Genomic DNA, 25,896 nt, shown 5'->3' with positions numbered 1-25,896 from the left:
CCCGCCCCGGCCGGCCTCGGGCGGGGACGGTGCCCCGCCGGGGGAAACGGGCGGTGGACGGAGACTACTCGGCGGCGGTCTCGGTCTCGGCCGGAGCCTCGGTCGCCGCGGCGGTCTCGGCCGGGGCGGCGGTCTCGGTCTCGGCCGGAGCCTCGGTCGCGGCAGCGGCCTCGGCCGGGGCAGCGGTCTCGGTCCCGGCCGGAGACTCGGTCGCCGCGGCGGTCTGCTCGGCGGCGTGCTGCTCGAGCAGCTCGCGCTCCCACTCGGCCATGGGCTCGGCGGCCTGGTCGGCGCCGCCGGACTTCTTGTTGTGGCGCTCCATGAGGCCCTCGGCCACGGCGTCGGCGATCACGCGGGTCAGCAGGTTGACGGAGCGGATGGCGTCGTCGTTGCCCGGGATCGGGAAGGCGACCTCGTCGGGGTCGCAGTTGGTGTCGAGGATCGCGACGACGGGGATGCCCAGCTTCTGTGCCTCGTCCACCGCGAGGTGCTCCTTCTTGGTGTCCACGATCCAGATCAGGGACGGGGCCTTGGTGAGGTTGCGGATGCCGCCGAGGGTGCGCTCCAGCTTCTCCTTCTCGCGGCGCAGGAGCAGGAGCTCCTTCTTGGTGTACTGCGAGCCGGCGACGTCGTCGAAGTCGATCTCCTCGAGCTCCTTCATGCGCTCGATGCGCTTGGAGACCGTGGCGAAGTTGGTGAGCATGCCGCCGAGCCAGCGGTGGTTCACGTAGGGCATGCCCACGCGGGTGGCCTGCTCGGCGATGGCCTCCTGGGCCTGCTTCTTGGTGCCGACGAAGAGGATGGTGCCGCCGTGGGCCACGGTGGTCTTCACGGCCTCGTAGGCGCGGTCGATGAAGGACAGCGACTGCTGGAGGTCGATGATGTAGATGCCGTTGCGCTCGGTGAAGATGAAGCGCTTCATCTTCGGGTTCCAGCGGCGGGTCTGGTGGCCGAAGTGCACGCCGCTGTCGAGGAGCTGGCGCATGGTAACGACAGACATGTCGTCTCCTTGTTCTCGTGCGGGAGGGCGCGCGACGGCGCCCGGCCCGCGGGTACGGTTCTCGGCTGCGTCCGGCGGACGAGCCCCTGGCGCAGCGGTGGGCGGACCCTGCGGGTCCGTCTCCCGACCGCCGTGCCGCACCCCGCCGGGACGGGGAACGCGGACCGGGGCGGCCGGGCCGGGACTGGAGGTCCCGGCGGCGCTGCGCGCGAAGTCAGCTGCTCACCACCGCGCCGTCGGCTCCGGCGTCGGGGCCGGGTCCGGGATGGTCACGAGGGCACGCCACGAAGGGCGCGTCAGAGCAGACTGCGGGGTCAAGTGTACTACAGGGCCTCATCCACCCTGCACACCGCCGAGGGCCGGTGGGCGGGCTCCGGACGCGTCCACAGCACGGCCCCGGGCGGCCCGCCGCCCGGGGCCGGGAGCGACAGTGGGAGCATGCTCGTCCGACCTTCCCGGTCCCGCCGGGTCTCCCGCCCGCGGCGTCCCCGGACGGGGCCGGCCGCGGCCCTGGTGCTGGCGCTCGTCCTCGGTGCCGCCGTCCCCTCCCCCGGCCCGGCGGCGCAGGGGTGGGCGTGGCCGCTGGCGCCGCGGCCGGCCGTGGTGGGCGACTGGGTCCCGCCCGCCGAGCGGTGGGGGCGCGGGCACCGGGGCGTGGACCTGGACGCGGCCCCGGGCGCGACCGTGCGCGCCCCGGCGGCCGGGACGGTGAGCTTCGTGGGGTTCGTGGTGGATCGCCCGGTGCTGACGCTCGACCACGGCGGGGGCCTGCGCTCGAGCTTCGAGCCGGTCGAGTCGGCCCTGGTCGCCGGCGACCGCGTGCGCCGCGGGCAGGTCCTGGGCGTGCTGCGCGGCCGCGACCACTGCGGCCCGGGGGCCTGTCTGCACTGGGGCGTGCGCAGGGACGGCGACTACGTCAACCCGCTCCGGTTCGTCGGCGCGCTCGAGCCGTCGGTGCTGCTGCCCGTGCCCGAGCGGCTGCGCACGGCGGCTCAGCCCGCGTCGTCCTGAGCGTCGTCGATCCCCTGCTCGACCTCCTGCTGGAGCTGCTCGGCGCCCTCCTGGACCTCGCCGGCGCCCTCCTCGACCTCCTGCTGGACCCGGTCCGCGCCCTGCTCCACGTCCTCGGCGGTGGTGTCGCAGCCGGTCAGCGCGGCGAGCGCCAGGGCGGCGACGGACAGGAGGCTCCACGAAGTACGGTGGCTCATCTCTGGGTCCTTACGGTGGGTGGTGCGCGGATCGGACCACCAGTGCACCACATCCACCGCGCCCGCGCACCCGGTGGACGGGCCCGGCCGACGGGAGCACCCCTCCCACCGGGATGGGCACGGTGAAAGGGGTGACGGGTAGGGCCGGTGGGGCTTGAACCCACGACCGAAGGATTATGAGTCCTCTGCTCTGACCAGCTGAGCTACGGCCCCGCGCCGGAACGGGCCGGCGGCGCAGCACCACGTTACCGCACGAGCGAGGCCAGCCTGCTCCGGAGCCGCCCGGCGCCCGCGGCACGGGCGCGCGCGGGTTCCGGCTGCTCGCCGCGGTACAGCCGCAGGAACGTCTCCAGGGTCCGCGGGAAACTGTGCTGGGCGACCTTGCGGCGGCTCTCGCGGCCCATCCGTTCGCGCTCCTCCGGCGGGGCGCCCAGGACGAGGGCCAGCTTGCGCGCCAGGTCCTGCGCGTCACCGGGGGTGAAGAGCCAGCCGTTGACGCCGTCCTCAGCCAGGTGCGGCAGGGCCCGCGCGTCGGCCAGCACGACGGGCCGTGACGCCGCCATCGCCTCGAGCGTCACCAGCGACTGCAGCTCCGCCGTGCCCGGCTGGCAGAACACGTCCGCCCGGAGGTAGGCCGCGCGCAGCTCCTCGTCCGGGACGTAGCCCAGGAAGCGGACCCGCTGGGCCACTCCGAGGGCCCTCGCCAGCTTCTCGAGCGCGGGCCGCTGCTCGCCGTCGCCCACGAGCTCCAGGTGGGCGTCGAGCTCGGTGGGCAGCAGCGAGAGGGCCTCGATGAGCACGTCGACGTTCTTCTCGACCGCCAGCCGCCCGGTGAACAGGACGGTCGGGTGCCCGGCCCGCCGCCCCTCGCCGTCGTGGGCCTCGTAGTCGGCGATCCGGATCCCGTTGGACACGGCGAGCACGGTGTCGGGGAAGCCGTTGCGGCGCATGGTCTCCACCGCGAGCGGGGTGGGCGCGGTCACCACGTCGCAGGCGCTGAACACCCGCACCATGTCCCGCCACGACACCGCGCGGTACCGGTCCACCACCCAGGCCGGGAACGGCAGGAACGGCTCCAGGTTCTCGGGGACGAAGTGGTTGGTGCCCACCGTGCGGATCCCCCGCCGACGGGCCTCCCGCACCAGCATCCGGCCGAGGATGTAGTGGTTCTGGACGTGGACGACGTCGGGGCTCACCTCGTCGACCACGCGGCGGATCTCCCCGGCGACCTGCCACGGGAAGCACAGGCGGAAGTACGGGTGGGTGAACGCCCGGTGGGAGCGCAGACGGTGCTCGACCACGCCGTCGTCCTCGGCCCGGTACGACGGCCCCGGTCCGGGCCGGGCGCACAGGACGTGCACCCGGTGGCCCTGGTCGTGCAGGCCCTGGGCGAGCCGGTGCCCGAACTGCGCGGCCCCGTTGACGTCCGGCGGATAGGTCTCGGCGCCCAGGAGGACGGTCAGAGGGCGGTCGGGGGTCGTGGTGTCGGCGCTCAAGCGTGTCTTCCCGGTCGGTCGTGTGCTGGGCGGTCGGGTGCTGCTGGATGCGGTGCTGCGGAGTACGGTTCCGAAAATCCCGGGGCGGGCTGCGCTCGGTCCTGCCGTGCGAGCCCGGCGCGGCGTTCGAGCACCTCCGGGTGGTGCTGCGAGAGCACGGCGACCCCGACTATAGCAACGCCGCCGGCCCCGGCCATGAGCACCCCGACCGGGACGGAGAAGCCGGGCGCCGCCTCACCCAGGACCAGCAGCCCCAGGAGCACGCCCACCATGGGGTCGATCACGGTCAGACCGGCGATCACGAGGTCCGGCGGCCCCGCCGCGAACGCCGTCTGCACGAACCACCCGCCCAGCACGGCCGCGACGAAGGCCGCACCCACCGCCAGCCAGTTGACGTCGTCCAGGGGCGTCCCGGCGCTGCCCTGGATGCGGATGAGCGTCAGCCGCACCAGCACCGCCACGAAGCCGTAGAGGATGCCCGCCCCCACCACGTAGAAGGTCCCGCCCAGGCTGCGGCCGAACATCGCCGCCGAGACCCCCAGGACACAGGTCAGCACCACGAGCATGACCACCACGGTGTGCTCGGCCCACTGCGAGATGCCCTGGGCGGGGTCGGTCGCCGCCACGGCGCACGTGACGAAGACCGCGCCGCCCGCGGTGCACAGCCCGATCGCCGTCCAGGTGCGCCGGTTGATCCGCAACCGGCGGTGCCTCGCGTGCAGCAGCGTGGTGATGACCAGGGCCACGACGCCGATCGGCTGGACGACCGTGACGGTGGCCAGTCCGAGCGCGGTGACGTTGAGCGCGGTGCCGGTCCCCAGCAGGCTCAGTCCGAGCAGCCAGCGGGGACGGCGCAGCAGGTCCGCGATGCTGCGCAGGCGCAGCCGTCCGTGCGCGACGTCGGCCACGGCGCTCCCCTGCTGCTGCGTCCCCACCGCCAGGCACACGGCCGAGAGCAGCGCCAGGGCGACGGCCAGCCACTGGCTCACGGCGCCCTCCGATCTGTCGTCACGCCCGGGAGTCTATCGACCCGGCCCGCCGGACCGGTCGGGGGTGCGTTGACATCCGGTGAACGCACGGGAAAGGCCCGGAAGCCTGTGGCTTCCGGGCCTTCGGCCGGTGCGCTCGTCCACGGGCGGCCCATGGACGGCGACGTCACCGGAACAGCTTGCGCAGGAACACGACGAACGCGCTCCCCGCCACGGCCAGCACGGTGAGCGGCTGCCACCGCTCGCCGATGCCGGACTGTCCCGTGGCGGACGTCGAGCCGGACGTCGCACCGAACTTGGACCCGAACGTCGCGCCGAACGTCGTGCCGGACTTCGCTCCGGACTTCGAGCCGCCCTGGGTGAGCAGGCCCTTGACGTCCTTCGGGGTGGTCTTCACGGTGCGGCTGGTGCGGCCCACGAAGCCCTGGGTGGCGGACTGGATGGTCTCCGCACGGACCTGCACGTCGTCGCGCAGCGTCTTGAGGTGCTCGCGGCGCAGCTTGAGCCGGTGCCGCAGCTGCTCCTCGGTGGGCGCCGGGGGCTTCTGCTGGGCCGGGTCCTGGGCCGCCTCGCGCTTCTCCTGCTCCTTGCGCTCGCGGGCCAGCTGCTCCTCGCGCTGGACGCGGCTCTCGGTGTAGGCGGAGCCCTCCTTGACCACGCCGAGGTCGTACTTCGTCCCGAAGACCGCCTTGCGCGGCACGAGCGGAAGGGCCTTCTTGATGGTCGACACCCCGATGAGCGCCGCGACGGCCAGGATGATCAGGAACAGCACGGCGAGCAGCAGGGCCGCCAGCCAGGCCGGCATGACCTGCGCGAGTCCGGCGATCGCCGCGCCGACGAGGGCGATCGTGGCGAGCAGCAGGAAGACCAGGCCGACGACGACGAACGCCGCCCCCTTGCCCAGCGTCTTCGCCTTCTCCGTGAGCTCGAGCTTGGCGAGCTGCGCCTCGTCCTTGAGCTGCTTGGGCAGCAGCCGAACGAAGACCTTGACGACGTCGAGCATCGACGCCGATCCGGGATCGGAGTGCTCCGACCTCGTTCCCGACGTCCCGCCCGTGCTGGGGCCTACCGAATGACTCATGCCCGCCTCCGTTGATGATGAGAAAAGTACGTGGACTGAGCACCAAGCTACCATCGGGGACGCCGGGGGCGGGCGAGCACGGGGCCGTGACCTGGCCTGCCGGGACGCACGCGAGGGGCCCGGCCGGTCCCCCGGCCGGACCCCTCGCGTCAGCGCGCCGGGATCGGACTCAGTGCTTGTCGCCCCAGCCGTCGTGCTTCTTCTCGTCCACATCGGAGAAGTAGACGTAGTAGTCCTTGTGCTTGTTGTTGTGGTGGTCGTAGGAGCAGACCTTCTTCCACTCCTCGTTCTCGTCCTCGACCCACTTGGCCTTCTTGTAGAAGTACCAATAGCTGCCGTGATCGCATTTCTCGTCCGCGTAGTGGGCGGCTTCCTTGAGGCCGACCTTCTTCTCGTGGACGATCTTCTTCTTGCCGCTCTTCTGGTGCTTCTCGACGACGATCACCTTGACCGTGCTGTCTCCCCTGTGGCTCTTGCCGCCGTCCGCGAGTGCCGGTGCTGTGCCTCCGAACAGCAGTCCCGCCACGGCGACACTCGCTACCAGCTTCTCCAGAGTTTTCACTGTGCTCCCCCTCGGAATAAAAGGTGAGGTCAGCGTAATTCCCTTCTGACAAGGGCCTCAACAGCAAGAGGTGACGTTCCGGGCGCGGTTCGGTCACGCTTCGGCACTACCGCTCGGTGAACCCGACAGCAGTGCCGATGATGCCCCGCCGGGATCCTTCCGTCCCACCGAGGTCGGCGCTCCCGGGCCTTCGGCCGAGCACGGAGCGGGCACTGCTCCTTCGACCCGAGCGCGGCGATAGAAGAGAGTCCTGATCCGCGCTGCCGCTGTAACGGCGACCACTGGGCCGGGCTGCCGGCCGTGCACGCTGCTGGGTCACCGCGACCCGCCGGACGCCTGGACCCGCTCGTGTCGACGGCCGACGGGTCGGTGCCGTCCCCGCTTCCGCGGACCCCCGACGCGGAGGCGACGGGGTTCCGTTCCCCGGGGAGCGGCGTGCCTGCCGGAGGACACGGGGACCAGGAGCGCGGTGGCTGTCAGCTCGCGGGCCGGATTGCCGCCGAACGTCGAGGTCGGGGGTATCTCCGTGCCTTTCATGACGAACGTGTCCACTTCGACCAGCGCGCCGTCCCCGATCGTGGCGCCGTAGTGGACGAAGGAGTTGGCTCCGAGGGTGCAGCGTGCGCCGACCGTCGTCCCCTCGACCTTGAAGGCCCCGTCCTCCATGGAATGGCACTGCACGATCGACAAGACGTTCAGTGTGCAGTCGTCACCGATGCTGACGAGAGTCCGTTCGGGAATGTAGCAGCCGTCGTCCAGCACACGCCGGCCCATCCGTACACCCAGCAGACGCCAGATGAGCGGTTTGAACGGCGTGCCGTTGAACGCCTCCAGGTAAGCCCTCGCGCTGAGCTTCCAGAAGCGCTCCGTGCGCCAGAAAGGCTCCTCGTAGATCGAGCAGAACAGCGGCCGGAGCCGGCGGAAACCGAGCGACGCTCGTTCGACCAGCACGAAGTAGGCGACGCTGAAGAGCAGCATCCCCAGGAATGCCGCGGCGACCGCGAACACGTCGTAGATGCTGTGCCAGGCGACCGCGTAAGAGACGAGCAGCAAGCCAGCCGATGCGTAGATCCATCCGCGCAGCAGGAAGAACAGGATCGACACGGCATTGTGCCGGTTCTTTGCTCGCAGGAGCCCCTGCAGCTCGGGTCCGGTCGCCTGCTCCCTGAAGTCGACGTCCCGACGGACCGTGCGGGGGATCTCGAAGGCAGGCGAGCCCAGCAGCCCGACTCCCTCGCGGGGTGGGCCGTCCACGGGGACCATGACCTTGGTGGCGAACAGGCAGTTGTCGCCGGTCGTGGCGGTGGACGGATAGTAGATGTTGTTGCCCAGGAAGCTCCGTGCGCCGATGGTCACAGGCGAGACCATGAACGAGCTGCCGGAGTAGTCCACGTTCATGATGGCCAGTCCGTCGGCGACCATCGTCCCGCTCCCCGTGGTGACCAGGTAGGGATCGTCCTGCTTCGTGGCCAATCCGAAGTTGGAGCCTGTCTGCACGAGGTTCGGCTGCTTGTACCCCAGCAGGCGTACGTAGTGGACGACCAGCGAGCTGTCCCCCGTCAACCGCATGAAGAACTGCACGTTGGTCATCCGATCGATCGCTCGTTGCACTGCGTAGCGCCAGCTGTACAGAGGATAGATCCGCCCCGGGACCAGGCACAGGTGCAGTGCCCGCGGAATGACGGCGAGTGCGCACAGGGCGAGCAGGATGCCGACCAGGAGCAGGAGGAGCGTGAGCCCCACGAGGTCGACGTAGAACCACGGACTCCCGTGGTCGAGGTGCTCGAGCTCGAGATAGAACGGAATGAGCAGTGCCAGCACGCCGAGGCCGAGACCGGGCGTCAGCACGAGCCGGTAGAGAATCGCGATGGTGCTGTAGACGACGCGCCGGCGCAGACCGCAGTCCGTCGGGGCGACAGTCCGGAAGTCCGTGTCGGTGGCCTGAGCGGGCGACCCGTGCCACCGCTGCCCTGAGGGCACCGACTGGAGTGCGTGCAGGGACGAGGCGTGACCCAGCTGAGCACCGTCGCCGAGAGCGGTGTGGATGTCCAGGACGGAGCCCTCGCCGACGAGGGCCTCCTGGCCGAGGCGGACGGTGCCGGTCTGGACGGTGCCGTCGTGAGCCCGGTAGCAACTGATCAGCGCGTCCTTCCGCACCACGGCGTCATCGCCGATCGTGAGCAGGTCCGTGCACACCGGCACGAACCGGGAGAAGATCGCCGTGCGCCTGCCGATCTTGGCACCCAGTGCCTTTAGATAGAGGGGATAGATGGGAGTGCCGATGAACATCCGCATCGGAGTGGCGCGGATGATGTTCTTGACGAGCCAGAACCTGAAATAGGCGAGACTCCAGATAGGGAACTCCTGGACGGTCCAGCGCCCGATGAGCACCCACTTGGCCGCGATCGGGAACAGGCTCCAGCCGATGAAGGACAGGGTCCCGAAGACGAAGGCGCGCCAGAGCACGTCCGGCAGTCCCTGTCCCTTGCTGGCGAAAAGGTAGCCCTCCAGGAGCACGAAGCTGGCCACGAACGTGGTCAGGACGAAGACCAAGGCCTGCAACGTGCCGCACAGCACGTGCTGCGCGGCTCCAAGGGGTCCAGGACGCACGGTCCGGCCCGGCTGGACCGCTGCCGGCGCCTGGACGGGAACGGCTTCGAGTCTTTCGGCGAGCGCAGAGATGGTCGGGGCGGTGTAGAGATCACGCATCGCCGGCACCGGAACTCGAGCATCTTTGCGCAGGCGCCCGGCGAACTGGGCCATCAGCATCGAGTTGGCACCGAGATCCGTGAAGAAGTTCGCAGCTGTCGACACCTTCTCGAGGCGCAGGACTGAGGCGAGGGCTTCAGCGAGGGCTTCCTCCGTCCTGGATGAAGGGGCGACGTACTCGTCCTCGCCGCCTGTCGTGCGGTTCCCGCGGGGGGCCGGGAGGCTTTTCCGGTCCGCCTTGTCGCTGGGCAGCGTAGGAATGCGGTCGAGCCGCTCGAGGTACGCCGGCACCATGTAACCGGGCAGTCGCTCGCGCAGTCGTTCGCGGATCTCCTGGTCGTGGAGGTCCTCGCCGTCGTGACGGAGCGTGTAGTACCCCACGAGCTCCACGAACCCGGGTTCCGGTTCATAGGTGTTGACCACGGCTTGGGCAATCCCCGGAATCCGGAGGAGGACGGACTCGATCTCACTCAGCTCGATGCGGTAGCCCCGCACCTTGACCTGGGTGTCGATGCGGCCGTGGTACTCGATGTCCCCGTCCTCGTTGAACCTGCCCAGGTCACCCGTCCGGTAGATCCGGCCGGAGGGGTTGTCGGGGATGCCGAGGAAGTCGGGGATGAACGCCTTGTCCGTGAGATCGTCCCTGTTGACATATCCTCTGGCGAGGCCGATGCCTGCCAGGCCGATCTCCCCGAGCTCACCATGGGGAAGGACCTGGGCCCCGTCCGGGTCCAGGATGACCGCGGAGTAGGTCGGCAGGGGTTCCCCGAGGGTGACCGGCCGATCGGGATGGGCCACGGCCATGGTGGCCGTGACCGTCGCCTCCGTGGGGCCGTAGACATTGAGGAAGCGACGGCCGGGCCGGTGCCACCGGGCGATCAGGTCCCGGGGGCAGGCCTCTCCGGAGACCAGGAGGAAGCTCAGGTCGGGAATGTCGTCCTCGATGGTGGACAGCAGCGTCGGGACGCAGCACATCGCCGTCACCCGCTTCTGGGCCAGGAACTCGGCCAGCTCGGCACCGAGCAGCGCGGTGCCACGGGGCTTCGGCACGAGCGTCGCCCCGGCCATCCACGGGACCCAGATCTCCTCGACGGAGAAGTCGAAGGCGATGGTCATGCCCTGGTAGACGCGGTGCTGGGGCCGGATCCCGTAAACGTCAGCGGCAACGCGGACGAAATTGCAGATGCTGGCGTGCTCGATGGCAACCCCCTTGGGGCGGCCGGTGGAGCCGGAGGTGTAGATGATGTAGGCCAGGTCGTCCAGGCCCGCTGTGTTCCGTTCGAGCTGCACGCGCGAGGAATCCCTGGTGTGGATCCTCGTCTCCTCGCGGTCGAGGCACAGAAGAGGGGCCGTGCCATCGGGCACGGTGGCTTCGAGGCTCGCCAGCGTGAGCACTCGCGAGACATCGGCGTCCTCGATGATGTAGGCGATCCGGTCCGAGGGGAATCCCGGGTCGAGGGGCACGTACGCCGCGTGGATCTTCAGGACCGCGAGCATGGCCGTGTAGGCGGGCACGGCGTGGTCGAAGAGCAGGGCGATACGGTCGCCCGGACCCGCACCGAGCTCGAGGAGGTGGTGGGCCAGACGGTTCGCCCGGGCGTCGAGCTCAGGGTAGCTCAGACGCGTCTCGTCCGCGTCCACGGCCAGGCAGTCGTCCCGGCCGTCGCCACCGGAACGATCGCAGACGGCCTCGAAGAGCTGCTCCAGCCGAGTCTCACATCGACCGAGGAGGTCCCCGGCTCCCCCGAGGGACGTGAGGACCGCCCCGTCGTTCCTTGACAGCACGTTCGACCCCGCGACGTCATGCCGTTGTGACTTGCTGTCAACATTCGACCTCATGTGACCCCCGATGCACTGCAAAGAAAGCCGTGGTGCAGACATGACAATGCTCGAGCACCAAGACTTCGATAAGTCTTCTGAAGCCTCCGGAATCCCCTTACCGGAGGGGTAGCACGGAATTCAGCGTAACGCCGCAGATGCAAACACCCGAGAGTTGGTCGCGATGTTTCTGCAGGTCAGCTGGATGCCAACACAAATGGTTTCACCACGTGCAGTAATCTCGAGGCGTGCTGAAAAGCCTCGGTAATCTTCGAACATTCCTGGGTAGTACGTTTGCGAGTGACTAGGGTCTGAGCCATGTTGAACGACTGCAACAACCGGCCGGTAATTGCGTGTAAATATGTTCTGACATCACGCGCTCCACCGGGACGCCACGTCCATCGGCGGTGGCCGATCGCCCAGCTCCCTCCCCGACCGGACACGTCCGCCCGTCGCGGCGTCCGCCCGGATGGGCACCCGGCACCACGCGACCGACGAGCGCCGGGGCGGAACACCGGTCGACCTGCTGACCGTCTCGCTCACTTCTCATCCATCGGGAGTCATCACCATGTCCACCACCATCTTCGAGAGCCTCGAGTCCAACGTCCGCAGCTACTGCCGCAGCTGGCCGGCGGTCTTCGAGACCGCTCGTGGCTCCCGGTTGCACGCCGAGGACGGCCAGGGGTATCTGGACTTCTTCTCCGGGGCCGGGGCGCTGAACTACGGGCACAACGAGCCGGACCTGAAGCGTGCGCTGATCGAGTACCTGGCCGCCGACGGCGTGGTCCACTCCCTGGACACCTACACCACGGCCAAGCGCCGCTTCCTCTCCGCCTTCGAGGAGCATGTCCTCCGACCACGCGGCCTCGACCACAAGGTCCAGTTCACCGGGCCCACGGGCACGAACAGCGTGGAGGCCGCCCTGAAGCTGGCACGACTGAACACCGGCCGCACCGGCGTCGTGGCCTTCACGAACGCCTTCCACGGCATGACCCTGGGGTCCTTGTCCGTCACCGGCAACGCCATGAAGCGCAACGGAGCAGGTGTGCCGCTCCCGTTCGTCACCACCGCACCGTACGACGGCTACCTGGAGGACCCGTCCTGGGGCTTCTCCTGGCTGGCCAGGACATGGGCGGACTCCAGCTCCGGCATGGAACGTCCTGCCGCCGTCATCGTCGAGACCGTCCAGGGCGAGGGCGGACTGAACGCCGCCCGTGCCGAGTGGTTGCGGGAACTCGAGACGCTCTGCCGGGGGCACGGCGTCCTGCTGATCGTCGACGACGTCCAGGCCGGCTGTGGGCGCACCGGCACCTTCTTCAGCTTCGAGGAGGCCGGCATCACGCCGGACATCGTGTGCCTGTCGAAGTCCATCTCGGGCTACGGGCTGCCCATGGCGCTGGTCCTCCTGCGCCCTGAGCTGGACGTCTGGCAGCCCGGCCAGCACAACGGGACGTTCCGCGGCAACAACGCGGCCTTCGTCACCGGCACCGCCGCACTCGAGAAGTACTGGGCCGACGGCGGCACCTTCGAACGATCCGTCGTCGAGCGCGGGAGGCTGCTCAGCGAGGGCCTCGCGAGGGTCGCGGCGCTGGTGGAGGGAGCCACCTGTCGCGGACGGGGCCTGCTGGCCGGGGTCCACTTCCCCGACCCGGACCTGGCGGAGAGGATCGCCGGCGCCGCCTACGAGCGAAACCTGCTCGTCGAGACCTCGGGCCCGCAGTCCGAGGTCCTCAAGGCCATGCCCGCCCTGAACATCCCTCCAGAGGAGCTCCACGAGGGTCTCGAGATCCTGCTGGACGCCACGCGCGCCGTGCTCGCCGGCCGCTGTTCGCACGCCTCCGCTCGTGTGGAGAGCCGGGAGAGGATGTCCAGCGCCAGCGGCTACTGAGGTGCGGGCTGCACCGTGGTGCCGCGTCAGGAGCGCCGGTCGGGATGCAGCCCCGGTCCCTGGCCGTGCCCCGTTCCGGAGGATGCGGCCAGAGACCATCGGCGTGCGCTCTTCGCCACGGCTCCGACCACCCGCTCCAGCGGCCCCTGCCCCAGTGTTCGTTGCCACGCCACGGCGAACAGGACCGCCGTCATCAGCTGGATCGTGAACCACAGGTAGGGCCGGTGGTAGTGGACCTCGAAGGACAGCGCGACCAGGTGGGCGGTGTACAGGGACAGGGTCATCGAGCCCATCGCCGACAACGGCAGCAACCAGGAGCCGACCGCGCCGGAGACCAGCAGGAAGAGGCTCAGTACCGCCAGGCCCGTGCCGAGGCTCACCGCGATGGCCAGCGGGGCGTTGGTGTGCGGCGTGGCGATCGCCAGTGACCACCAGGTGTCGGTGGGCAGCCAGTCCGATCCCCAGACCAGCACGTCAGCCAGTTCTTCCTCGTCTCCCGACACGGAGGCCAGCAGCCGGTCGTAGCCGCCGGCTCCGTGGAGCAGGACGTACGAGAGGGCCTCGGCGCAGACCGACACCCCCACGCCGATCACCAGCAGGCGGACCTGGATCGCTTTCCTCCTGAGGTCGAGCCGGCCCAGTCCCATCCCGACCAGCAGGTAGGCGAGATACGCCAGTGCCGGATACGTGCCGGTCAGCAACAACTGGGCGGCCGTCGCCCCGGGCTGCGTCAGCAGATCCCCGAACGTGGGGTTGCCGGAGACGAACCCTGGCAGTTCATCGCGCAGCAGCTGCATGAGGACTGGAGCCGTGACCAGGAAGAACGCCGCTGAGCCGAACAGCGCCGTCGGACCTGAGCGCAGGAAGGGGGCGGCCAGCAGGAAGAACACGCCGTAGTAGATCAGGATGTTGTCAGCCGGTAGGTCCTCGGACAGCAAGGATCCGCTTCCCAGCCCCAGCACGGCGATCAGCACGGCCCGCACCACGAGCGCCGCTCGGTCCGCGGTCAACTCCCTGCCCCCGTGCGGACGCGTACCGCCGGAGGCCAAGGCCAGACCGACGCCGGCCAGCAGGGCGAACAGCGCCGCCGAGTCCCCGGAGAAGATGATGAAGGACCAGGACGGTTCTGATGTCTCGTCGTCGTGGGAGGGCAGGACGTGCACGGACATCAGACCGATGAGCGCCAGTCCGCGCGCCGCGTCCACGCCCGTCAAGCGTCCGGATGGCTTCTGGGCGGTTCCTCGGTCCCGCCGAGCGGCACGTTCGGCTGACCTGGCCCTCCAACGCATGGTTCCCCCTGGTGTACCGGACCCCGCCCGGCAGCCCGTCCGACCGAGTAGCCGGACAGGTGCAGGATCCGGGCATACCCGGGACTCCGGCGCCTCCGGGGCCGCCCTGACCCCAGGATGCGGCCCGAACGTCCGACCCCGCCAGGAGGACCCTGAGGATTCCATCAGTCCTACGCCAGCGCGGACTGTCCGTCAAAGAGCGGACATCACTTTTGCGACCGGATGCGAGTCAATGGAAGGGAGCTTGATCCGAGCTCCCCGCCGGAAGGACGACCACCATGACCACCATCCCCCACGCCCATCCCGTCGAGTCCCTCGTGCGCACCAATGTCGTCGCAGCGCTCGGCGCCCGGGGCGTCGCCGTCACGTCCGTCGAGATGCTGTTCGACGGCCAGGAGTGGGCCGTGACCGTGTCCTCCCGCCCCCCGGGGATGTCGGAGACCGAGGTCCGCGTGGCGGTCTGGACCGCCGTCCTCAACTACACGGCCGTCTTCGACGTGCCCACTCCCACGGAAGGGGTCCGGATCAGCATCGCGGGATGAGGCGCGCGCCTGTGCCGGCACGACCTTTCGTGGCACGACGAAGGCCCCCACCGGCGTCCGACGCCGGTGGGGGCCTCCTGCCGGCTCCCCCGACTGGACTCGAACCGGTCAAGCCCCCTGGAGTGGTGTAGCGATCCTTCGTAGGGGTCAAGCGGTGAGGGCGGCCAGGGGGTCGGGGTTCACCTCGCTTCCGGTGTCGGCGACGGCGGTGAGCCGGCCTTCCTGGACTGCCAGCTCTACCAGCGCTCGCCCGACCTGTTCCTCGGGGTGCCGTTCAACATCGCCTCCTACGCGGCACTCACCGAGATGGTCGCCGCCCAGACCGGTCTGACCGCACGCCACTTCGTGTGGACCGGCGGGGACTGCCACGTCTACGACAACCACCTCGACCAGGTGGCCGAGCAGCCGGCCCGCGACCCGCGGCCCTGCCCGACGCAGGTGCTCGATCCCGCCCCGTCGATCTTCGACTACGAGCTCACCGACTTCCACGTCGTCAACTACGACCCGCACCCGGCGATCAAGGCGGAGGTCTCCGCCTGATGACCGCGCTGGCTCCGCTGGCGTTCACGCAGTACCCGTTGCCGGTCGGGGACTCCCCGCTCAACACCACGGTCAAGACGGCGATCCAGCAGGCGTTCCTGACCGAAGAGGAGCCGTCGCGGCTGCCCGAGGAGTGGTTACGTGGACGCTCGGGGCGGGCCGGTGAGGCGTACACCTACCGGCTGCTCGAGCACCCCGACGCTGCCGACGCCCTGACCGCGCTGGCGTTCTACCTCTGCTACGCGCTGCCGGACCCTGCCCGCACCGAGGGGCGCTTCTGGATGCCCACCGCTCCGTTCCAGCGGGTGGACGACGGCTCGGTGGCTCTGGCACGGTTGACCGTGCAGGACGTGGAGACCCTCGTGGTGTTCCACGATCCGTCGGTCGGCACCATCGTGAAGACCAACCTCGTCCCCTACCCCGTGCTGCCGGCAGACTACGGCTCGGTGGTGACCGAGCACTACACCTCCAACGGGCCCATGCAGACGGTCGACCCCTGCGCCGACGGCACCGCTTCCGCGCTGTACCACGACCCCGTGTTCCGCACCGCGGCCCGCCGCGCGGCCGTGGGCCGGATGCGCAAGGGGCCGACCGCTCAGCGCCGCCACCACGACTGGGCGCCGGCAGATGCGGTCTATGCCCACATCGACGAATTTCTGGAGATCACCCGATGACCGACATTCAGACCACCCCGACGATCGCCGCGATCTGGGCCCAGTCCGCCGACGGCGTCATCGGCGCCGACAACACGATCCCCTGGCACGTCCCCGAGGTTCTGGCCTACTTCAAGGAGGCCACCCACGGGCACCCGGTCATCATGGGCCGGCGCACCTGGGAGTCCCTGCCGGCGGCGTTCCGGCCGCTGCCGGGACGCACCTCGATCGTGCTGACCTCCACCCCGGAGCTGATCGGCCCGGCCGCCGAGGTGGCCTGCGATCTCGACGAGGCTCTCGCGATCGCCGCCGACGCCCCGGGCGCCGAGCAGGTGTGGGTGATCGGTGGCGGGCAGCTCTACGCGGCGGCGATCGCCGACCCGCGGCTGGCCGAGGTGCACGTGACCACCGTGGACGTCCGGGTGGACGGCGACACGCTCGCCCCGGCGCTGGACGACTCGTGGACCACTCAGGAGGTCGTCGGACCGACCCGCTCGAACAGCAGGGTCAGCTACCGGATCGACCGGCACATCCGCTGAGAGCGGGCCCAGCCGCTCACGCGACCTGCTGCGCCTCCCGCTCAACCCGCCGGCGCCGCCGCTCCTGGTCCTCGAAGTAGATGGGGGTGTGGAACTTCACCGCGTCTTCGGGCACCTTCGGAGCGTAGCGGCGGTAGCACTGAACCCGCCGCCGGGCGGCCAGCTCGTCCTGGTCGACCTCGCCGTGCGTTGGGAGGCCGGCCTCGGCACGCCACTTGCCCAACCCGGAGCTACACAGCCCGGTCTCCTGGTTCACGACCGCGGCCGTCAGCGCCGGTTTCCCCTCCTGCTTGAAGATGTTGAGGGCCATACCGAGGACCTGGCCGGGCCGGGAGCGACTCTTCCAGTCCGTCGTGATGCCGGTCGTCGCGAAGAGGTACGGTGGCACGCCTGCTCCCGGTCCTCGCGCCGCACACGTGAGCGTCACAACCGCACCGAGCTCGCGCACCTTTCCTGCACGCACCATGACCTTGTGGACTCCGCGGATCCTGGCGAACCTGGACCGGCTGGAGATCAGGGTGCAGAGGCGTCTGCATCTGCAGAACCCGCCCGGTACCGACGCCTGATCGAGATGGGGGACATCGAAGGAATCCGTGCCGCACTTGTCTCGGTCGAGGTGGACGGGATGGAGATGCAGGAGATCTCCCCGTGGGCAGCATCCTCACCGAGGCCGAACGACTGGTAGCGCTGAACTTGATACTCCGGCCCTGACGGTGCGGCCCGGTCTACTCCTGGGTCAGGCGTCGTCGTTGCCGCTCGTAGCGCTCGAGGGTCTTGATGATGAGCTGCTGCACGCGGGCCTCATCCGGGTCCTGCTGTTCCAGGTCGTCGCCGAGAAGGTCCCCAGTGCTCACGACCGGGCTCCGAACTCGTCACGTGCCGCGGCCGGCAGCACCTCAGGATCATGCAGGTGAGACACGGATTCGTCCTGCTCCGCGAAGTGAGCCGAACGGGTGCACAACCACATGACCACGTCATGCACCGGCACCTGATAGTGTCCGGCAACGTCCAGCAGCGCCGTGGTCACCGGCAGGATCTCACCGGTGCCGGCGTCGAACTGGAAGGCGGGGCGGCGGTAGGTGTCACCGTGGTGATGGCCGAGGAGCCGACCTGCGCGGATGAGGTCGACCTCAGTCTCCGTGGCATCGGCGAAAGCATGTTCGGACTCGATGCGACGCCACCAGCAGCGCTCCGCTTCGACCGCCCGCCCGTACTGGGGACTCGTTCCCTCAGAGCCGGAAGTTTCGGTGTCAGGCACGAGCAACCTCTAGCGCTGCCAACCCTTCGTGAATTCGGCCGAGCCGGACCAGGTCGATGGGTCGAGCACCGTCCAGGGCACCGTTGGACCCGTGCATCCACTCCTCCGCCGCCTCATTCGGCCATACCTCACGAACGCGTACCAGCACGACCTGCACCCGCTCCTGCTTGCTGGCCTCGGTGTCCATGGAACCAGTGTGACCGGTGGCCGAGTCGACCGCTACGGTCTTCAGCCTCTGATAGAACGCAACGCTCATCGGTCTGACAATTCGGTGAGGCCACGCTCAAGTCACACGTGGTTTGGACAGTTTGCGTCCGGAGGTCACCGGGCTCGTGTCGACGACGGGACACTATTGGGCGGATGCAACGGGCCTGCTCGAGACCCTTGCCCCGCGGGGCAAGCTGATCGACGCGGTGAACCGCCGCTTCGGGACCGGCACCCTGGCCCCGGGCGGGGTGGGCGCGAACGCGCCGGCGCCGTGGCGCAACCAGCAGAAGGACCTGTCCCCGCGGTACACCACCGAGTGGGCCGAGCTGCGCACCGTCTCCTGAGCGGGTGCCGGACGAAGCACCTGAGCACTCATCGCCCATGTCGTCGGTTCTCTGGCGACTGCTACCGTGCGACCAGCAGGCACCGGGCGAACACGTCGCTCACCGCCTCCGACTCCCCGAGGAGCACCGTGCGATGAGCACCCCCGTCTGGCAGAACCCCGAGATCCTCGCCGTCGCGGCCGGCCCCCAGGGTCCGCAGGTCCAGGCCGTCTTCGAGAGGGCCGCCGACATCGGCCTCGACGAGTCGCAGGCGCTGCGCAAGGCCTCCGAGCTCCACCAGAAGTTCGTCGCCGACAACACCCCCACCGAGGTCGACTACGACGCGCTCGGTCTCGCCGCCGTGAAGCTGGCGGTCAGCGCCGCGGCCGCCGCCGGCCGTCAGGACGCCCTGGACCAGGTCCTCGGGTCGTGGCGGAGCCTGTCCCAGGCGATCGCCACGGACCTGTTCCTGCAGATGCACCGGCACACCCGCCCCGACTCCACACCGCCGTCCGGGGACGCCTTGGAGCGCGCCGCCTCGGCCACGGCCACCAGCTTCGAGATGCCGGTGGGTCACGCTTTGATCGCCCTCGCCGCCAGGGACCTGATCGACGCCGACGGCTTCCCGCAGGAGGCCTACGACTTCCTGACCACCCCGTGGAACTGGGCCTTCGGTGCTGCCCACCCCGACGACGACACCGGGGAGACGGTGCAGGGCTCGTGAGCGAGGGCCTGGCCGCCTGGGCGCAGTCCCGCCCGCAGCCCCTCCCTGTGGTCCAGGTGCCGGCCGACGGGCGGATGGCGCCGATCGAGCTGAAGGTCGTGCGCGAGGCGCTGGGCCTGTCGCGCGAGCAGCTCGCCGCGGCCCTGAACGTCGGTCTGCGCTCGGTCGACGACTGGGAGTCCGGTCGCAGGCCCGTCCCCGACGGTGTCCGCGACGACGTCGAGCGGATCGAGGCGTACACCGCCGAGGTCGCCGACCAGCTGGCCGCCCACCTGCTCGAGCACGCCGGCGCCGACCCGGTCTTCGAGGTCTACGACCGCGACGCCGACATGCCGGGCCTCGACCTTCCGGCCGCACCGCTGCCGCCCACCGCCCGGTGGTGGCGGGCGGTCGCCTACCGGGTGGCCGAGGACGTGCCGGGGCTGCGGATCGTCGAGGCGCCGAAGTAGCTCAGGCAACCTGTGCCGCTGAACCCATGTTTGTGCACAGAAGTGGGGCTGCCGGTGCGCCGACGGGTTCTCTAGGCTGAAGCTGTCGGCGAGCCGCCTGCAAGCGGCCCGACAGCGCGAGGCCCGTCGGGGGGCGTGGTCTCGCCACACGCAGCGCCCCTGCCGGCGCGCGTCGCCCGTGGCGGCCCTGCTTCCCAGCCTGGGCCGCCACGGAGCCATTTCCGGCCTCCGTCGGTCAGTCCCCGGACATCAGGAAGCCGCCGGCGGTCAGGAACAGCACGGACGCTACGACGAACAGCCCGGCAGCGGCCCGGCGGTCCCGACCCTTGGGCATCGTGCCCTTCCCGTCGACCAGGCCGCGGGCCATGAACAGCGACCCCGCGAACAGGAACCCCAGGGCTATGAAGTTGAGGTTCAACGACGTCGGCATCAGCGGTCCTTGCCGCTGGTCTCGGCGACCGCCAGCACGCGCTACAGGTCGAGCACGGTCCGCCGCGCCTACGGAGAGAGGCCATCGACTCCATCGGGCAGTTCGTCGGCCAGCGGGGTGGGCCGATCGTCCCACCCAAACAGCGTGGACCGGGACGTAGTCCCACGCGGCGCGGGTGGAATCCGAGGCCTGCCGGAGTCGGTCTGCTGCTTGGCATGGAAGCGGTGCATCTCGTCGATGCTGCCAAGCACCCTGTTCCAGGAGACGAGCCCGTAGATGGCGACGCTCTTGTCCGAGCTGTGCCCGTCACGCCCGAGGAGATTCTCGGTGGCATTCGCCAGCCCAGGGCCCAGCGGAATGACGTCGTGCAGGTGAATCCGCTGCTCCTCGATCTCGTCGGGCAGCCGGCGCATCCGTGACCGGGTCTTCATCACCAGCCTGCCGATCGTCTCGACCTCGGGGGTGCCAGTCTCAGCCATGCCGCCAGCGTAGCCACGGGGACAGTGCAAGATCGACGACGACATGGTGCCCGGCCTACCGGGTGATCGGCGACGCGCCGGTCACCTCCGTCAGCAGGAAGTCGGCGTGGAACCGCAGTCGCGCTTCCTTCCGGCGCATCAGCTGGTTGCCGACCTTCCAGCCGGAGGACCAGAGGCCCTCCCGGTATCTCCACTGGCGTCCGCGGTGGTCCCACCAGTCCACGGTCTTGTCCGGCTCGCCATCGAAGAAGGTCGCCGTCCGCGTCGCCGGGGCGCTCCGCCCGGTCGTCGTCATCGCGTCGGGCCCGGGTAGTAGCCGCAGCGCGGGCAGTCGCGCTGCGGGCCGGTGATGTCCTGGACGAACGGGCGCCCCTGCTCATCCGAGCGGTAGGAGGAGTTGATGAGCCGGTAGTTCTTCGGGCAGGTGCACGGCTTCTGCCCGGGGAACCAGAACATGTCCCGCCGGCGGGCGTGCTGGTGCCGGGCAGGGTCGTTGCCGGTGATGGAGACCGTCATCTCCGGGCGCAGCCTGACCAGTGCGGAGGCCATGGCGGCAGCCTGAGCCAGCGGGTCGGTGGCGACCTCGCTGTCGGCGACCTGGGTGGTGCAGGTCGTCCCGTCGCCGCGGGTGACGGTGAGCACGGCGACGGCCCGCTCGGTGTCCGGGATGGTCACGGGTGTCGCTCCTGAAGTGCGGTGGTGGTCTGGCTCCCATGTGTGCGGCATCCGATCCGCCCCAGTCAGCACCTGATTCCTACTGGCCAGTAGTGCACACATCGGTCGTGACTCCCCGCGCAGTTCCAGGGTCGAATGGTGAGGGACGCTCCTCTCGCGCGGTGACGGATACCTCGTTGCGCTCGAGTCGTTCCACGAGGGGATGTCGTGGCGGGCCGAGACCGGCGTCTCCAACGGCTGGACGGCTGCCGTCGGCACCACGACCTGCCAGGCCAACAGCAAGATCCACCCCGACCCGAGGGCTGCGTTCCTCTACCGCATGGCCGCGGTGAACTGGCCGCTCTCCACCGACCCGGACGCCGGTCCACTCCTCTCCCCGAGGGCGCGGACCGGCGTTCGGCGTCTTCCCCGCCGGGGCCGAGCACATAGGATCCGCAGTGACGCTCTTACCGGCGCTCGCCTTGCGGCCACCCCTGTGCTCGCCGACTCCACCGACGTCAGGACACACCTCATGCGCCGCTCCACCACCGCCCTGCTCGCCCTCACCACCCTGGTCCTGACCGGCTGCGGGCCGACCGCCGACGACATCCAGGCGATGGTGAGCGGCCCCGCCGAGACCTACGACGACGCCGTGGCGCTGCGCGAGGCCGTCGTCGACGCCGGCGTCGAGTGCCCAGCCACGGACCAGCTGTCCGCGCCGGACGACCCGCAGACCACCTTCCTGGACTGCGGCAACGGCCTCATGGGGATGGCTGTTGCCGGCTCCGAGGAGAGCATGGAGGGCTTCGTGAACACCCTCGGCGACAGAGGAAGAGTCCCCTTCCTGCACGGGGGCAACTGGGTCATTCTCTCGTCGGACGAATCCCGCCTGCAGCAGCTGCAGGGCGAGCTGGGCGGGGAGGTCTCCGCGACCCCCTGACCCCGCACGGTTCCAGCGAGACTCCGCCCACATGGGTCATGGAGCACAACGCGGCCCCCCAGTCGAGACACCCGCGGAGAGCCCTGGGACGCCCGGTGCCACCGGGCCACCCGCGCAGAGAATGGTCCACCCTTCACGGATGCCGGAGGTCGAGTTCCGGGAAGCGCACGCCTGGCGGACAGGGGTCAGAGTTCGGCGCCGGACTCACCACGGCGCATCCTTCGCGGAGATGCCGACAGCGAGGGTTCGACACCCTCCGGTACGTCGTGGGACGGATGAGAGTGGCTGGCCGTCGCCCTCGCNGGGTTCGCTCTGCGAGGGCGACGTCGTCTCCGTCGGACACAGAACGAGCGCCGGGCCGCCCCCACAGTGAAGGGCGAGCCGGCGCTCGGTACGTGATGTCGTCCCTGGCCGGACGACACTTCCATTCTGGCACCGTCCCGCCAGGCTCCGCACACATGGTCTCCAGATGACGCACCTGCAAGCACCAGGAGCTCACCATGAGCATCGCAGTCCCCTGCGGATACCGTACCGATCGCCCTGACGTGCTGGTCCTCGCCGACCAGGTCCGCGCGGCCGCCCACGCACGCCGGTTGGAGCCGGAAGCGGCGGCGATCGCCGGCCTCATGGGCCACCGCATCGACCAGGGCGCGCGCAACGATCCGGACGATGCCGACCGGGGCGCGGGGCGGATGTCTCCGTTCCGTGCCTCCTGCATGGACTCGCCGGCGGAGCAGCCGGGCTCGGGATCCTCCTCCTGCCGTCGCCCCCACGACTTCCGGGTCCAGATCATCGACGACGGCGCCGGCCTGGGCTGTTCGGCCTCTGGGCCGGCGACAACTACCACGAAGCCATGCTGTCCGTCCCCGGTGTCCGGGACGCCCGGTTCAACAACGCCACCGACGTCTGGCCCGAGGGCGTGCCCCGCGACAAGCAGCGGTCGCGTCAGGAGTACGGGGTGGCCCTGCTGGGAACCAACGCCGCCGACGCCCTCGGGGCGGCGGTGACCCTGACGCTGACCGACGACCCGCGGACCAACCTGCACGGGCGCCTGAACCCCGTGCGCAACCAGCAAGCCCGCGATCGCAGAGCGGATCGCCAAGGTCTTCGCTCAGGCCGTCTCCCGGCAGGCCTCGCGGAACCTCCGCCTGAACGGCGGGTTCACCGGCCCCGACCTCGTAGGGATCCTCCGCGCTGCTGATCGTGCCGGGCGAGAGCACACTGGCGCCGTGTCGGGTCTCGAGCCGCTCACCGTGCGCGTCATCGGCGGCATCGATCCGGCGCCGGCTCCGCCGGTCGTGGACGCCGAGCTGGTGTTGGCTGCGGTGACCCAGGTGGTGGGCGAGCACTACGGGGAGGCCGTCCGAGCTCGCAGGCTGGGCCGCACACATGGTCGCCTCCGGCCTCGCGGCCGCGGCACTGCTCGTCTCCTTCGACGGCGGCGAGGGGGCCATCGCCACCGGCGCGCTCCCGGCCGCACCTGTCGAGGCGGTGTCCTACACCTGGATGGTGCTGGCGGCGACGTGGGCGGTCCTGCTCCACTGCAGCAGCTGGCAGCGCTCGAGGACCGGTGCCCGTCGAGCGCCGCTCTGACGGGCCCAGACCTGGACGGGAGCGCTCGCCCCGTCGTGGCGCCGGTGAACCCGGACACCGCATCAGGCGTCCCGGCGATCGTGGCGGAGCAGCTGACCGAGTTCGAAGCGTTCTGCCTGCTCGCCCGGAACGTGTCCTTCGCAGGAGGCCCCTCGGGAGTTTGTCTTCCGAGGGGCTTTCGCGTGTATACGGGGCGTTCAGCCGTTCCGCTGGCTATCCGACCTGGACGGTGCGGCCTGACGTCCGCCACGCCAGCCTGAGGCGTAGGTGGTCCCGGAGTTGATGGCCCCGGTGGACCTGGCCATGTCCCGGGTGGCCTTGCGCCGCTCCGCAGCCATGTCAATCGACTCCGCGGTCGAGCCCTTTGAGAAGGCGACCTTCTTCTGCGCGGCCGCAATCATCTAAAACGGCATCTTCCGCTTTGTGCTCATTGAGCCTCCTCTCACCCTAGCGATCCACTAGGTTGAGGTTGGCTTCAGGCGGTCGGCTTCTACGTCGGCTGAGGTAGCTGCCTCCCAACAGAGCGGACAGCGGTTCGCGCCTGCAACTTTTACGCTGAAGGTGCCCAGTATCGACCGCCGGCCCAACGTGGAAAGGCAGCCCCTCGTGATCATCGGCTCGTTCGCTGTCGTGTTCGTGCTTTTCTTCGTGGTCATCATCGCCACGCTGGCCCGTGCGCCCATCGCGGCGCGGATCGCCGGGACACCCGAGGAGATCCCGGTGGTCTCCGCCCGGTTGGCGGTGACGCTGTTCCACGTCGCGATGCTGGCGATGAGCCTGTTTCTGATGATCGCCGTGGGGACCCAGGTCCTCTACGGCGTCACGGACACCGAGACGGTCGTCGTCCCGGCCGTCGGGGCGGCCTTCTTCACCGTCGGCTACGTCTCGGCTCGCCACTTCAGTGAGCACTCGGGGCGGCTCTCCCACCGCCAGTGGGTCGGCGGGCCTGATGGTGAGACCGCGGAGCTGTTCGCCCGCGCCTACCGGGAGCGGGCGTGGGTCGTCGGGCTGGCGATCTTCCCGCCGCTGCTGGTGCTTCTCGTCCGCGTGGTCGCCGTCGGTGTGCTCGGCACGCCGGCAGACTTACCGGCCGGGGCCGACTGGGGCTGAGCGGAGCGGGCCGCGGTCTTCTCCGCGCGTCTGCTCCGGTCGACCTCGTCGGCTTCCCGCCAGGCGCGCTGGAGGGGACGGGTCATCACCACGGTCACTGCCGTCAGCCACAGGATCGTCATCACGAAGCTGAACACGGACCGGTGCGGCTCGTCGTTGTGCCACCAGAAGGTCTGCCCGAGCGTGAGCACCGCAGCCACGACCGCAGCTCGGTCCACCGATGCTTGCTGGAGAACTCTCGGCCGCAGCATGGCCCTCCCCCAGTCGCCGGCGTGGTTCCCGCATCCTGCCATGTGCCCCGCGGTAGGCGGCAGCCCCACTTCCGCGGTGCGGGTGAAGCCGAAGCTCTAGAGCGATGCTTGTCACAACCGGGCCTGCGCATCCCTGAAGCCCAGCTCCGGAGCAGTATCAGCCCATGTCACCCGAGCTGATCGCCGCACTGGCAGCTATGGCCGCAGCCTTGATCGCCGCAGTGGTGTCACTGGCCGTCAACCGGGACGACCGGAAGAAGGCTCTCGATGAAGCCGAGGTGCTGGTCAAGCTGAAGTCCGTGCTCCCTGCTGACGCCCCGGCGGTTCAAGGCCTCATCTGGATCCTCGCCCAGCGGACTGAGCGATGGAGGAAGGTCAGCACCGGCCGAGATCTCGCGGTTACGGGGATGATGGCTATCATCCCCGTCGTCCTGCTGTTCACCGTACTGTTGGCGGACACCGTTCTTCACGGCAGGGATGCTCTGCCGTACCTTGATGGCGCGCTTGATTTCTTGAGATTTTTTGCGGTGATGGCGATCATCATGGGATTCGTTCTCTTCTTCGTGGAACTTATGCGCTTCCTGTTAGGTCCGCTGGCGAAGCGCTGGATTCGCCGTTCACGGCGTTCCCGTCGCCGCCCTCCCTGGGCGACAGGCGCGCAGCCCCAGGAGCTCCCTCCGCACACATGAGGGGTATGGAAACCACTGCGAACACCACCGTTGACACCGCCGCCACGACCGCCGTCGAGGCCCCCGCCGAGATCCTGCTGGACTCCGTCCTGAGCGTGCTCGAGGACCCGATGAGCCTCGCTACGGCGATCAAGTCGATGGACTCCGACGGCTGGCTGACCGCGGTCGTGCCGGTCGGACTCTGGTCCCTGATCGACTCCCGAATCGAGGAGAACGAGGAGTCCGGGGAGGACTACGCCATCGTCTCCGCGATGGTCGCCGAGTCCGTCATCCCGGTCCAGATGAGCTACGAGGTCGTCGGCGTGCGCCCGGACAACGCCCTGCTGCTGAAGGCGACCTTCGAGCTCAAGGAGGCCCTGGCCACCTGCTACGACGAGGAAGAGCTCGCCGAACTCGAAGCCCAGGGCGCCTGACCCGACCGCCCGAGACGACGAACGCCCCGGTGCTCCACGATGGAGCCCGGGGCGTTCGGCGT

General features: G+C 69.6%; 30 protein-coding genes, 1 tRNA gene and 1 pseudogene. 15 read left to right on the top strand and 17 right to left on the bottom strand.

Annotated features, from left to right (window positions below; translation table 11 throughout):
- Positions 1-64 precede the first annotated feature (64 nt).
- Positions 65-1,000 (bottom strand): 30S ribosomal protein S2, encoded by a 936-nt coding sequence (gene rpsB, locus ACH9D2_RS19025; RefSeq protein ID WP_396364396.1) that lies wholly within the window; start codon positions 998-1,000, stop codon positions 65-67.
- Between the two features lie 438 nt (positions 1,001-1,438).
- On the opposite strand from rpsB, the gene ACH9D2_RS19020 reads away from it, so the two are divergent.
- On the top strand, positions 1,439-2,011 hold the full coding sequence (locus tag ACH9D2_RS19020; RefSeq protein WP_396364395.1) for a M23 family metallopeptidase: 573 nt from the start codon (positions 1,439-1,441) through the stop codon (positions 2,009-2,011).
- Here the strand turns inward: ACH9D2_RS19020 and ACH9D2_RS19015 are convergent.
- From ACH9D2_RS19015 to ACH9D2_RS18985, 7 genes are all read right to left on the bottom strand, one after another.
- Positions 1,993-2,208: a hypothetical protein gene (locus ACH9D2_RS19015; RefSeq protein WP_396364394.1), complete on the bottom strand. Its 216-nt coding sequence runs from the start codon at positions 2,206-2,208 to the stop codon at positions 1,993-1,995. The genes ACH9D2_RS19020 and ACH9D2_RS19015 overlap by 19 nt on opposite strands.
- A 139-nt stretch (positions 2,209-2,347) precedes the next feature.
- Positions 2,348-2,421, bottom strand: a tRNA-Ile gene (locus tag ACH9D2_RS19010).
- Positions 2,422-2,453: 32 nt separating this feature from the next.
- Entirely contained in the window at positions 2,454-3,704 is a 1,251-nt protein-coding gene (locus ACH9D2_RS19005) for a glycosyltransferase (protein WP_396364393.1), read from the bottom strand.
- Positions 3,701-4,693, bottom strand: a complete 993-nt coding sequence (locus tag ACH9D2_RS19000) for a DMT family transporter (RefSeq protein ID WP_396364392.1) — start codon at positions 4,691-4,693, stop codon at positions 3,701-3,703. The genes ACH9D2_RS19005 and ACH9D2_RS19000 overlap by 4 nt, the downstream gene beginning before the upstream one ends.
- A gap of 166 nt (positions 4,694-4,859) precedes the next feature.
- A complete protein-coding gene (locus tag ACH9D2_RS18995; protein ID WP_396364391.1) occupies positions 4,860-5,774 on the bottom strand; it encodes a phage holin family protein in 915 nt (304 codons plus the stop codon).
- Between the two features lie 169 nt (positions 5,775-5,943).
- Positions 5,944-6,300 (bottom strand): hypothetical protein, encoded by a 357-nt coding sequence (locus tag ACH9D2_RS18990; protein WP_396364390.1) that lies wholly within the window; start codon positions 6,298-6,300, stop codon positions 5,944-5,946.
- 351 nt (positions 6,301-6,651) lie between these two features.
- Positions 6,652-10,830: a Pls/PosA family non-ribosomal peptide synthetase gene (locus ACH9D2_RS18985; RefSeq protein ID WP_396364389.1), complete on the bottom strand. Its 4,179-nt coding sequence runs from the start codon at positions 10,828-10,830 to the stop codon at positions 6,652-6,654.
- Positions 10,831-11,431: 601 nt separating this feature from the next.
- Here ACH9D2_RS18985 and ectB point away from each other — a divergent pair.
- Positions 11,432-12,751 carry a diaminobutyrate--2-oxoglutarate transaminase gene (gene ectB, locus ACH9D2_RS18980; protein WP_396364388.1) on the top strand — a complete coding sequence of 440 codons (1,320 nt, stop codon included), beginning with the start codon at positions 11,432-11,434 and terminating at the stop codon, positions 12,749-12,751.
- Between the two features lie 26 nt (positions 12,752-12,777).
- Here the strand turns inward: ectB and ACH9D2_RS18975 are convergent, their stop codons facing one another.
- On the bottom strand, positions 12,778-13,956 hold the full coding sequence (locus tag ACH9D2_RS18975) for a heparan-alpha-glucosaminide N-acetyltransferase domain-containing protein (RefSeq protein ID WP_396364387.1): 1,179 nt from the start codon (positions 13,954-13,956) through the stop codon (positions 12,778-12,780).
- Between the two features lie 362 nt (positions 13,957-14,318).
- Between ACH9D2_RS18975 and ACH9D2_RS18970 the strand changes: the two genes are divergently transcribed.
- The 4 genes and pseudogenes from ACH9D2_RS18970 to ACH9D2_RS18955 all read left to right on the top strand — a co-directional run bounded on the left by ACH9D2_RS18970 (position 14,319) and on the right by ACH9D2_RS18955 (position 16,314).
- On the top strand, positions 14,319-14,582 hold the full coding sequence (locus ACH9D2_RS18970) for a hypothetical protein (protein ID WP_396364386.1): 264 nt from the start codon (positions 14,319-14,321) through the stop codon (positions 14,580-14,582).
- Positions 14,583-14,804: 222 nt separating this feature from the next.
- A pseudogene (gene thyA / locus ACH9D2_RS18965) lies at positions 14,805-15,122 on the top strand (thymidylate synthase); the annotation flags it as partial.
- Positions 15,122-15,796, top strand: coding sequence for a hypothetical protein (locus ACH9D2_RS18960; protein ID WP_396364385.1), 675 nt, complete (start codon positions 15,122-15,124; stop codon positions 15,794-15,796). The pseudogene thyA and the gene ACH9D2_RS18960, both read left to right, overlap by 1 nt.
- Positions 15,793-16,314, top strand: coding sequence for a dihydrofolate reductase (locus ACH9D2_RS18955; protein WP_396364384.1), 522 nt, complete (start codon positions 15,793-15,795; stop codon positions 16,312-16,314). Before ACH9D2_RS18960 ends, ACH9D2_RS18955 begins: the two co-directional genes overlap by 4 nt.
- Positions 16,315-16,330: 16 nt before the next feature.
- Here the strand turns inward: ACH9D2_RS18955 and ACH9D2_RS18950 are convergent, their stop codons facing one another.
- The 4 genes from ACH9D2_RS18950 to ACH9D2_RS18935 form a co-directional block, all read right to left on the bottom strand.
- Positions 16,331-16,702, bottom strand: coding sequence for a hypothetical protein (locus tag ACH9D2_RS18950; RefSeq protein WP_396364383.1), 372 nt, complete (start codon positions 16,700-16,702; stop codon positions 16,331-16,333).
- Between the two features lie 337 nt (positions 16,703-17,039).
- On the bottom strand, positions 17,040-17,168 hold the full coding sequence (locus tag ACH9D2_RS18945) for a hypothetical protein (RefSeq protein ID WP_396364382.1): 129 nt from the start codon (positions 17,166-17,168) through the stop codon (positions 17,040-17,042).
- Positions 17,165-17,572, bottom strand: a complete 408-nt coding sequence (locus ACH9D2_RS18940) for a hypothetical protein (RefSeq protein ID WP_396364381.1) — start codon at positions 17,570-17,572, stop codon at positions 17,165-17,167. Before ACH9D2_RS18940 ends, ACH9D2_RS18945 begins: the two co-directional genes overlap by 4 nt.
- Positions 17,565-17,759, bottom strand: coding sequence for an antitoxin Xre/MbcA/ParS toxin-binding domain-containing protein (locus tag ACH9D2_RS18935; RefSeq protein WP_396364380.1), 195 nt, complete (start codon positions 17,757-17,759; stop codon positions 17,565-17,567). The genes ACH9D2_RS18940 and ACH9D2_RS18935 overlap by 8 nt, the downstream gene beginning before the upstream one ends.
- Before the next feature lie 145 nt (positions 17,760-17,904).
- Between ACH9D2_RS18935 and ACH9D2_RS18930 the strand changes: the two genes are divergently transcribed.
- The 3 genes from ACH9D2_RS18930 to ACH9D2_RS18920 all read left to right on the top strand — a co-directional run bounded on the left by ACH9D2_RS18930 (position 17,905) and on the right by ACH9D2_RS18920 (position 19,275).
- Entirely contained in the window at positions 17,905-18,123 is a 219-nt protein-coding gene (locus ACH9D2_RS18930) for a DUF4113 domain-containing protein (RefSeq protein ID WP_396364379.1), read from the top strand.
- A 133-nt stretch (positions 18,124-18,256) separates the two neighbouring features.
- Positions 18,257-18,826 carry a hypothetical protein gene (locus ACH9D2_RS18925; protein ID WP_396364377.1) on the top strand — a complete coding sequence of 190 codons (570 nt, stop codon included), beginning with the start codon at positions 18,257-18,259 and terminating at the stop codon, positions 18,824-18,826.
- Positions 18,823-19,275, top strand: a complete 453-nt coding sequence (locus ACH9D2_RS18920; protein WP_396364376.1) for a helix-turn-helix domain-containing protein — start codon at positions 18,823-18,825, stop codon at positions 19,273-19,275. The genes ACH9D2_RS18925 and ACH9D2_RS18920 overlap by 4 nt, the downstream gene beginning before the upstream one ends.
- A gap of 235 nt (positions 19,276-19,510) precedes the next feature.
- Here the strand turns inward: ACH9D2_RS18920 and ACH9D2_RS18915 are convergent, their stop codons facing one another.
- The 4 genes from ACH9D2_RS18915 to ACH9D2_RS18900 all read right to left on the bottom strand — a co-directional run bounded on the left by ACH9D2_RS18915 (position 19,511) and on the right by ACH9D2_RS18900 (position 20,859).
- Positions 19,511-19,705 (bottom strand): hypothetical protein, encoded by a 195-nt coding sequence (locus tag ACH9D2_RS18915; protein ID WP_396364374.1) that lies wholly within the window; start codon positions 19,703-19,705, stop codon positions 19,511-19,513.
- Between the two features lie 68 nt (positions 19,706-19,773).
- A complete protein-coding gene (locus ACH9D2_RS18910; protein WP_396364373.1) occupies positions 19,774-20,184 on the bottom strand; it encodes a hypothetical protein in 411 nt (136 codons plus the stop codon).
- Between the two features lie 55 nt (positions 20,185-20,239).
- On the bottom strand, positions 20,240-20,479 hold the full coding sequence (locus ACH9D2_RS18905; protein ID WP_396364372.1) for a hypothetical protein: 240 nt from the start codon (positions 20,477-20,479) through the stop codon (positions 20,240-20,242).
- Complete coding sequence (locus ACH9D2_RS18900) at positions 20,476-20,859, bottom strand: hypothetical protein (RefSeq protein ID WP_396364371.1); 384 nt, start codon at positions 20,857-20,859, stop codon at positions 20,476-20,478. Before ACH9D2_RS18900 ends, ACH9D2_RS18905 begins: the two co-directional genes overlap by 4 nt.
- Before the next feature lie 511 nt (positions 20,860-21,370).
- Here ACH9D2_RS18900 and ACH9D2_RS18895 point away from each other — a divergent pair.
- The 6 genes from ACH9D2_RS18895 to ACH9D2_RS18870 all read left to right on the top strand — a co-directional run bounded on the left by ACH9D2_RS18895 (position 21,371) and on the right by ACH9D2_RS18870 (position 25,834).
- A complete protein-coding gene (locus ACH9D2_RS18895; protein WP_396364370.1) occupies positions 21,371-21,778 on the top strand; it encodes a hypothetical protein in 408 nt (135 codons plus the stop codon).
- Positions 21,779-22,631: 853 nt separating this feature from the next.
- The gene (locus tag ACH9D2_RS18890; protein WP_396364369.1) at positions 22,632-22,979 is read left to right on the top strand and encodes a hypothetical protein; all 348 of its coding nucleotides are present in this window, start codon (positions 22,632-22,634) and stop codon (positions 22,977-22,979) included.
- A 188-nt stretch (positions 22,980-23,167) separates the two neighbouring features.
- Positions 23,168-23,371 carry a hypothetical protein gene (locus tag ACH9D2_RS18885; RefSeq protein WP_396364368.1) on the top strand — a complete coding sequence of 68 codons (204 nt, stop codon included), beginning with the start codon at positions 23,168-23,170 and terminating at the stop codon, positions 23,369-23,371.
- Between the two features lie 561 nt (positions 23,372-23,932).
- A complete protein-coding gene (locus ACH9D2_RS18880) occupies positions 23,933-24,481 on the top strand; it encodes a hypothetical protein (protein WP_396364367.1) in 549 nt (182 codons plus the stop codon).
- Positions 24,482-24,896: 415 nt separating this feature from the next.
- Positions 24,897-25,421: a hypothetical protein gene (locus tag ACH9D2_RS18875; protein ID WP_396364366.1), complete on the top strand. Its 525-nt coding sequence runs from the start codon at positions 24,897-24,899 to the stop codon at positions 25,419-25,421.
- Positions 25,422-25,426: 5 nt separating this feature from the next.
- Complete coding sequence (locus tag ACH9D2_RS18870) at positions 25,427-25,834, top strand: hypothetical protein (protein WP_396364365.1); 408 nt, start codon at positions 25,427-25,429, stop codon at positions 25,832-25,834.
- The last annotated feature ends 62 nt before the right edge of the window (positions 25,835-25,896 follow it).

Origin of the sequence: Kocuria rhizosphaericola (assembly GCF_044462205.1) — a bacterium.
In the GTDB taxonomy this organism is placed as follows: domain Bacteria; phylum Actinomycetota; class Actinomycetes; order Actinomycetales; family Micrococcaceae; genus Kocuria; species Kocuria rhizosphaericola.
The sequence above is the reverse complement of the archived record's forward strand: the minus strand, read 5'-3'. Positions and strand labels throughout refer to the sequence as shown.

Coding starts and splice junctions, on each gene's coding strand:
- rpsB (WP_396364396.1), bottom strand. CDS start 1,000: ATGTCTGTCGTTACCATGCGCCAGCTCCTCGACAGCGGCGTGCACTTC.
- ACH9D2_RS19020 (WP_396364395.1), top strand. CDS start 1,439: ATGCTCGTCCGACCTTCCCGGTCCCGCCGGGTCTCCCGCCCGCGGCGT.
- ACH9D2_RS19015 (WP_396364394.1), bottom strand. CDS start 2,208: ATGAGCCACCGTACTTCGTGGAGCCTCCTGTCCGTCGCCGCCCTGGCG.
- ACH9D2_RS18995 (WP_396364391.1), bottom strand. CDS start 5,774: ATGAGTCATTCGGTAGGCCCCAGCACGGGCGGGACGTCGGGAACGAGG.
- ectB (WP_396364388.1), top strand. CDS start 11,432: ATGTCCACCACCATCTTCGAGAGCCTCGAGTCCAACGTCCGCAGCTAC.
- ACH9D2_RS18970 (WP_396364386.1), top strand. CDS start 14,319: ATGACCACCATCCCCCACGCCCATCCCGTCGAGTCCCTCGTGCGCACC.
- ACH9D2_RS18960 (WP_396364385.1), top strand. CDS start 15,122: ATGACCGCGCTGGCTCCGCTGGCGTTCACGCAGTACCCGTTGCCGGTC.
- ACH9D2_RS18955 (WP_396364384.1), top strand. CDS start 15,793: ATGACCGACATTCAGACCACCCCGACGATCGCCGCGATCTGGGCCCAG.
- ACH9D2_RS18935 (WP_396364380.1), bottom strand. CDS start 17,759: ATGGACACCGAGGCCAGCAAGCAGGAGCGGGTGCAGGTCGTGCTGGTA.
- ACH9D2_RS18925 (WP_396364377.1), top strand. CDS start 18,257: ATGAGCACCCCCGTCTGGCAGAACCCCGAGATCCTCGCCGTCGCGGCC.
- ACH9D2_RS18915 (WP_396364374.1), bottom strand. CDS start 19,705: ATGCCGACGTCGTTGAACCTCAACTTCATAGCCCTGGGGTTCCTGTTC.
- ACH9D2_RS18910 (WP_396364373.1), bottom strand. CDS start 20,184: ATGGCTGAGACTGGCACCCCCGAGGTCGAGACGATCGGCAGGCTGGTG.
- ACH9D2_RS18905 (WP_396364372.1), bottom strand. CDS start 20,479: ATGACGACGACCGGGCGGAGCGCCCCGGCGACGCGGACGGCGACCTTC.
- ACH9D2_RS18895 (WP_396364370.1), top strand. CDS start 21,371: ATGCGCCGCTCCACCACCGCCCTGCTCGCCCTCACCACCCTGGTCCTG.
- ACH9D2_RS18890 (WP_396364369.1), top strand. CDS start 22,632: ATGCTGTCCGTCCCCGGTGTCCGGGACGCCCGGTTCAACAACGCCACC.
- ACH9D2_RS18885 (WP_396364368.1), top strand. CDS start 23,168: ATGGTCGCCTCCGGCCTCGCGGCCGCGGCACTGCTCGTCTCCTTCGAC.
- ACH9D2_RS18875 (WP_396364366.1), top strand. CDS start 24,897: ATGTCACCCGAGCTGATCGCCGCACTGGCAGCTATGGCCGCAGCCTTG.
- ACH9D2_RS18870 (WP_396364365.1), top strand. CDS start 25,427: ATGGAAACCACTGCGAACACCACCGTTGACACCGCCGCCACGACCGCC.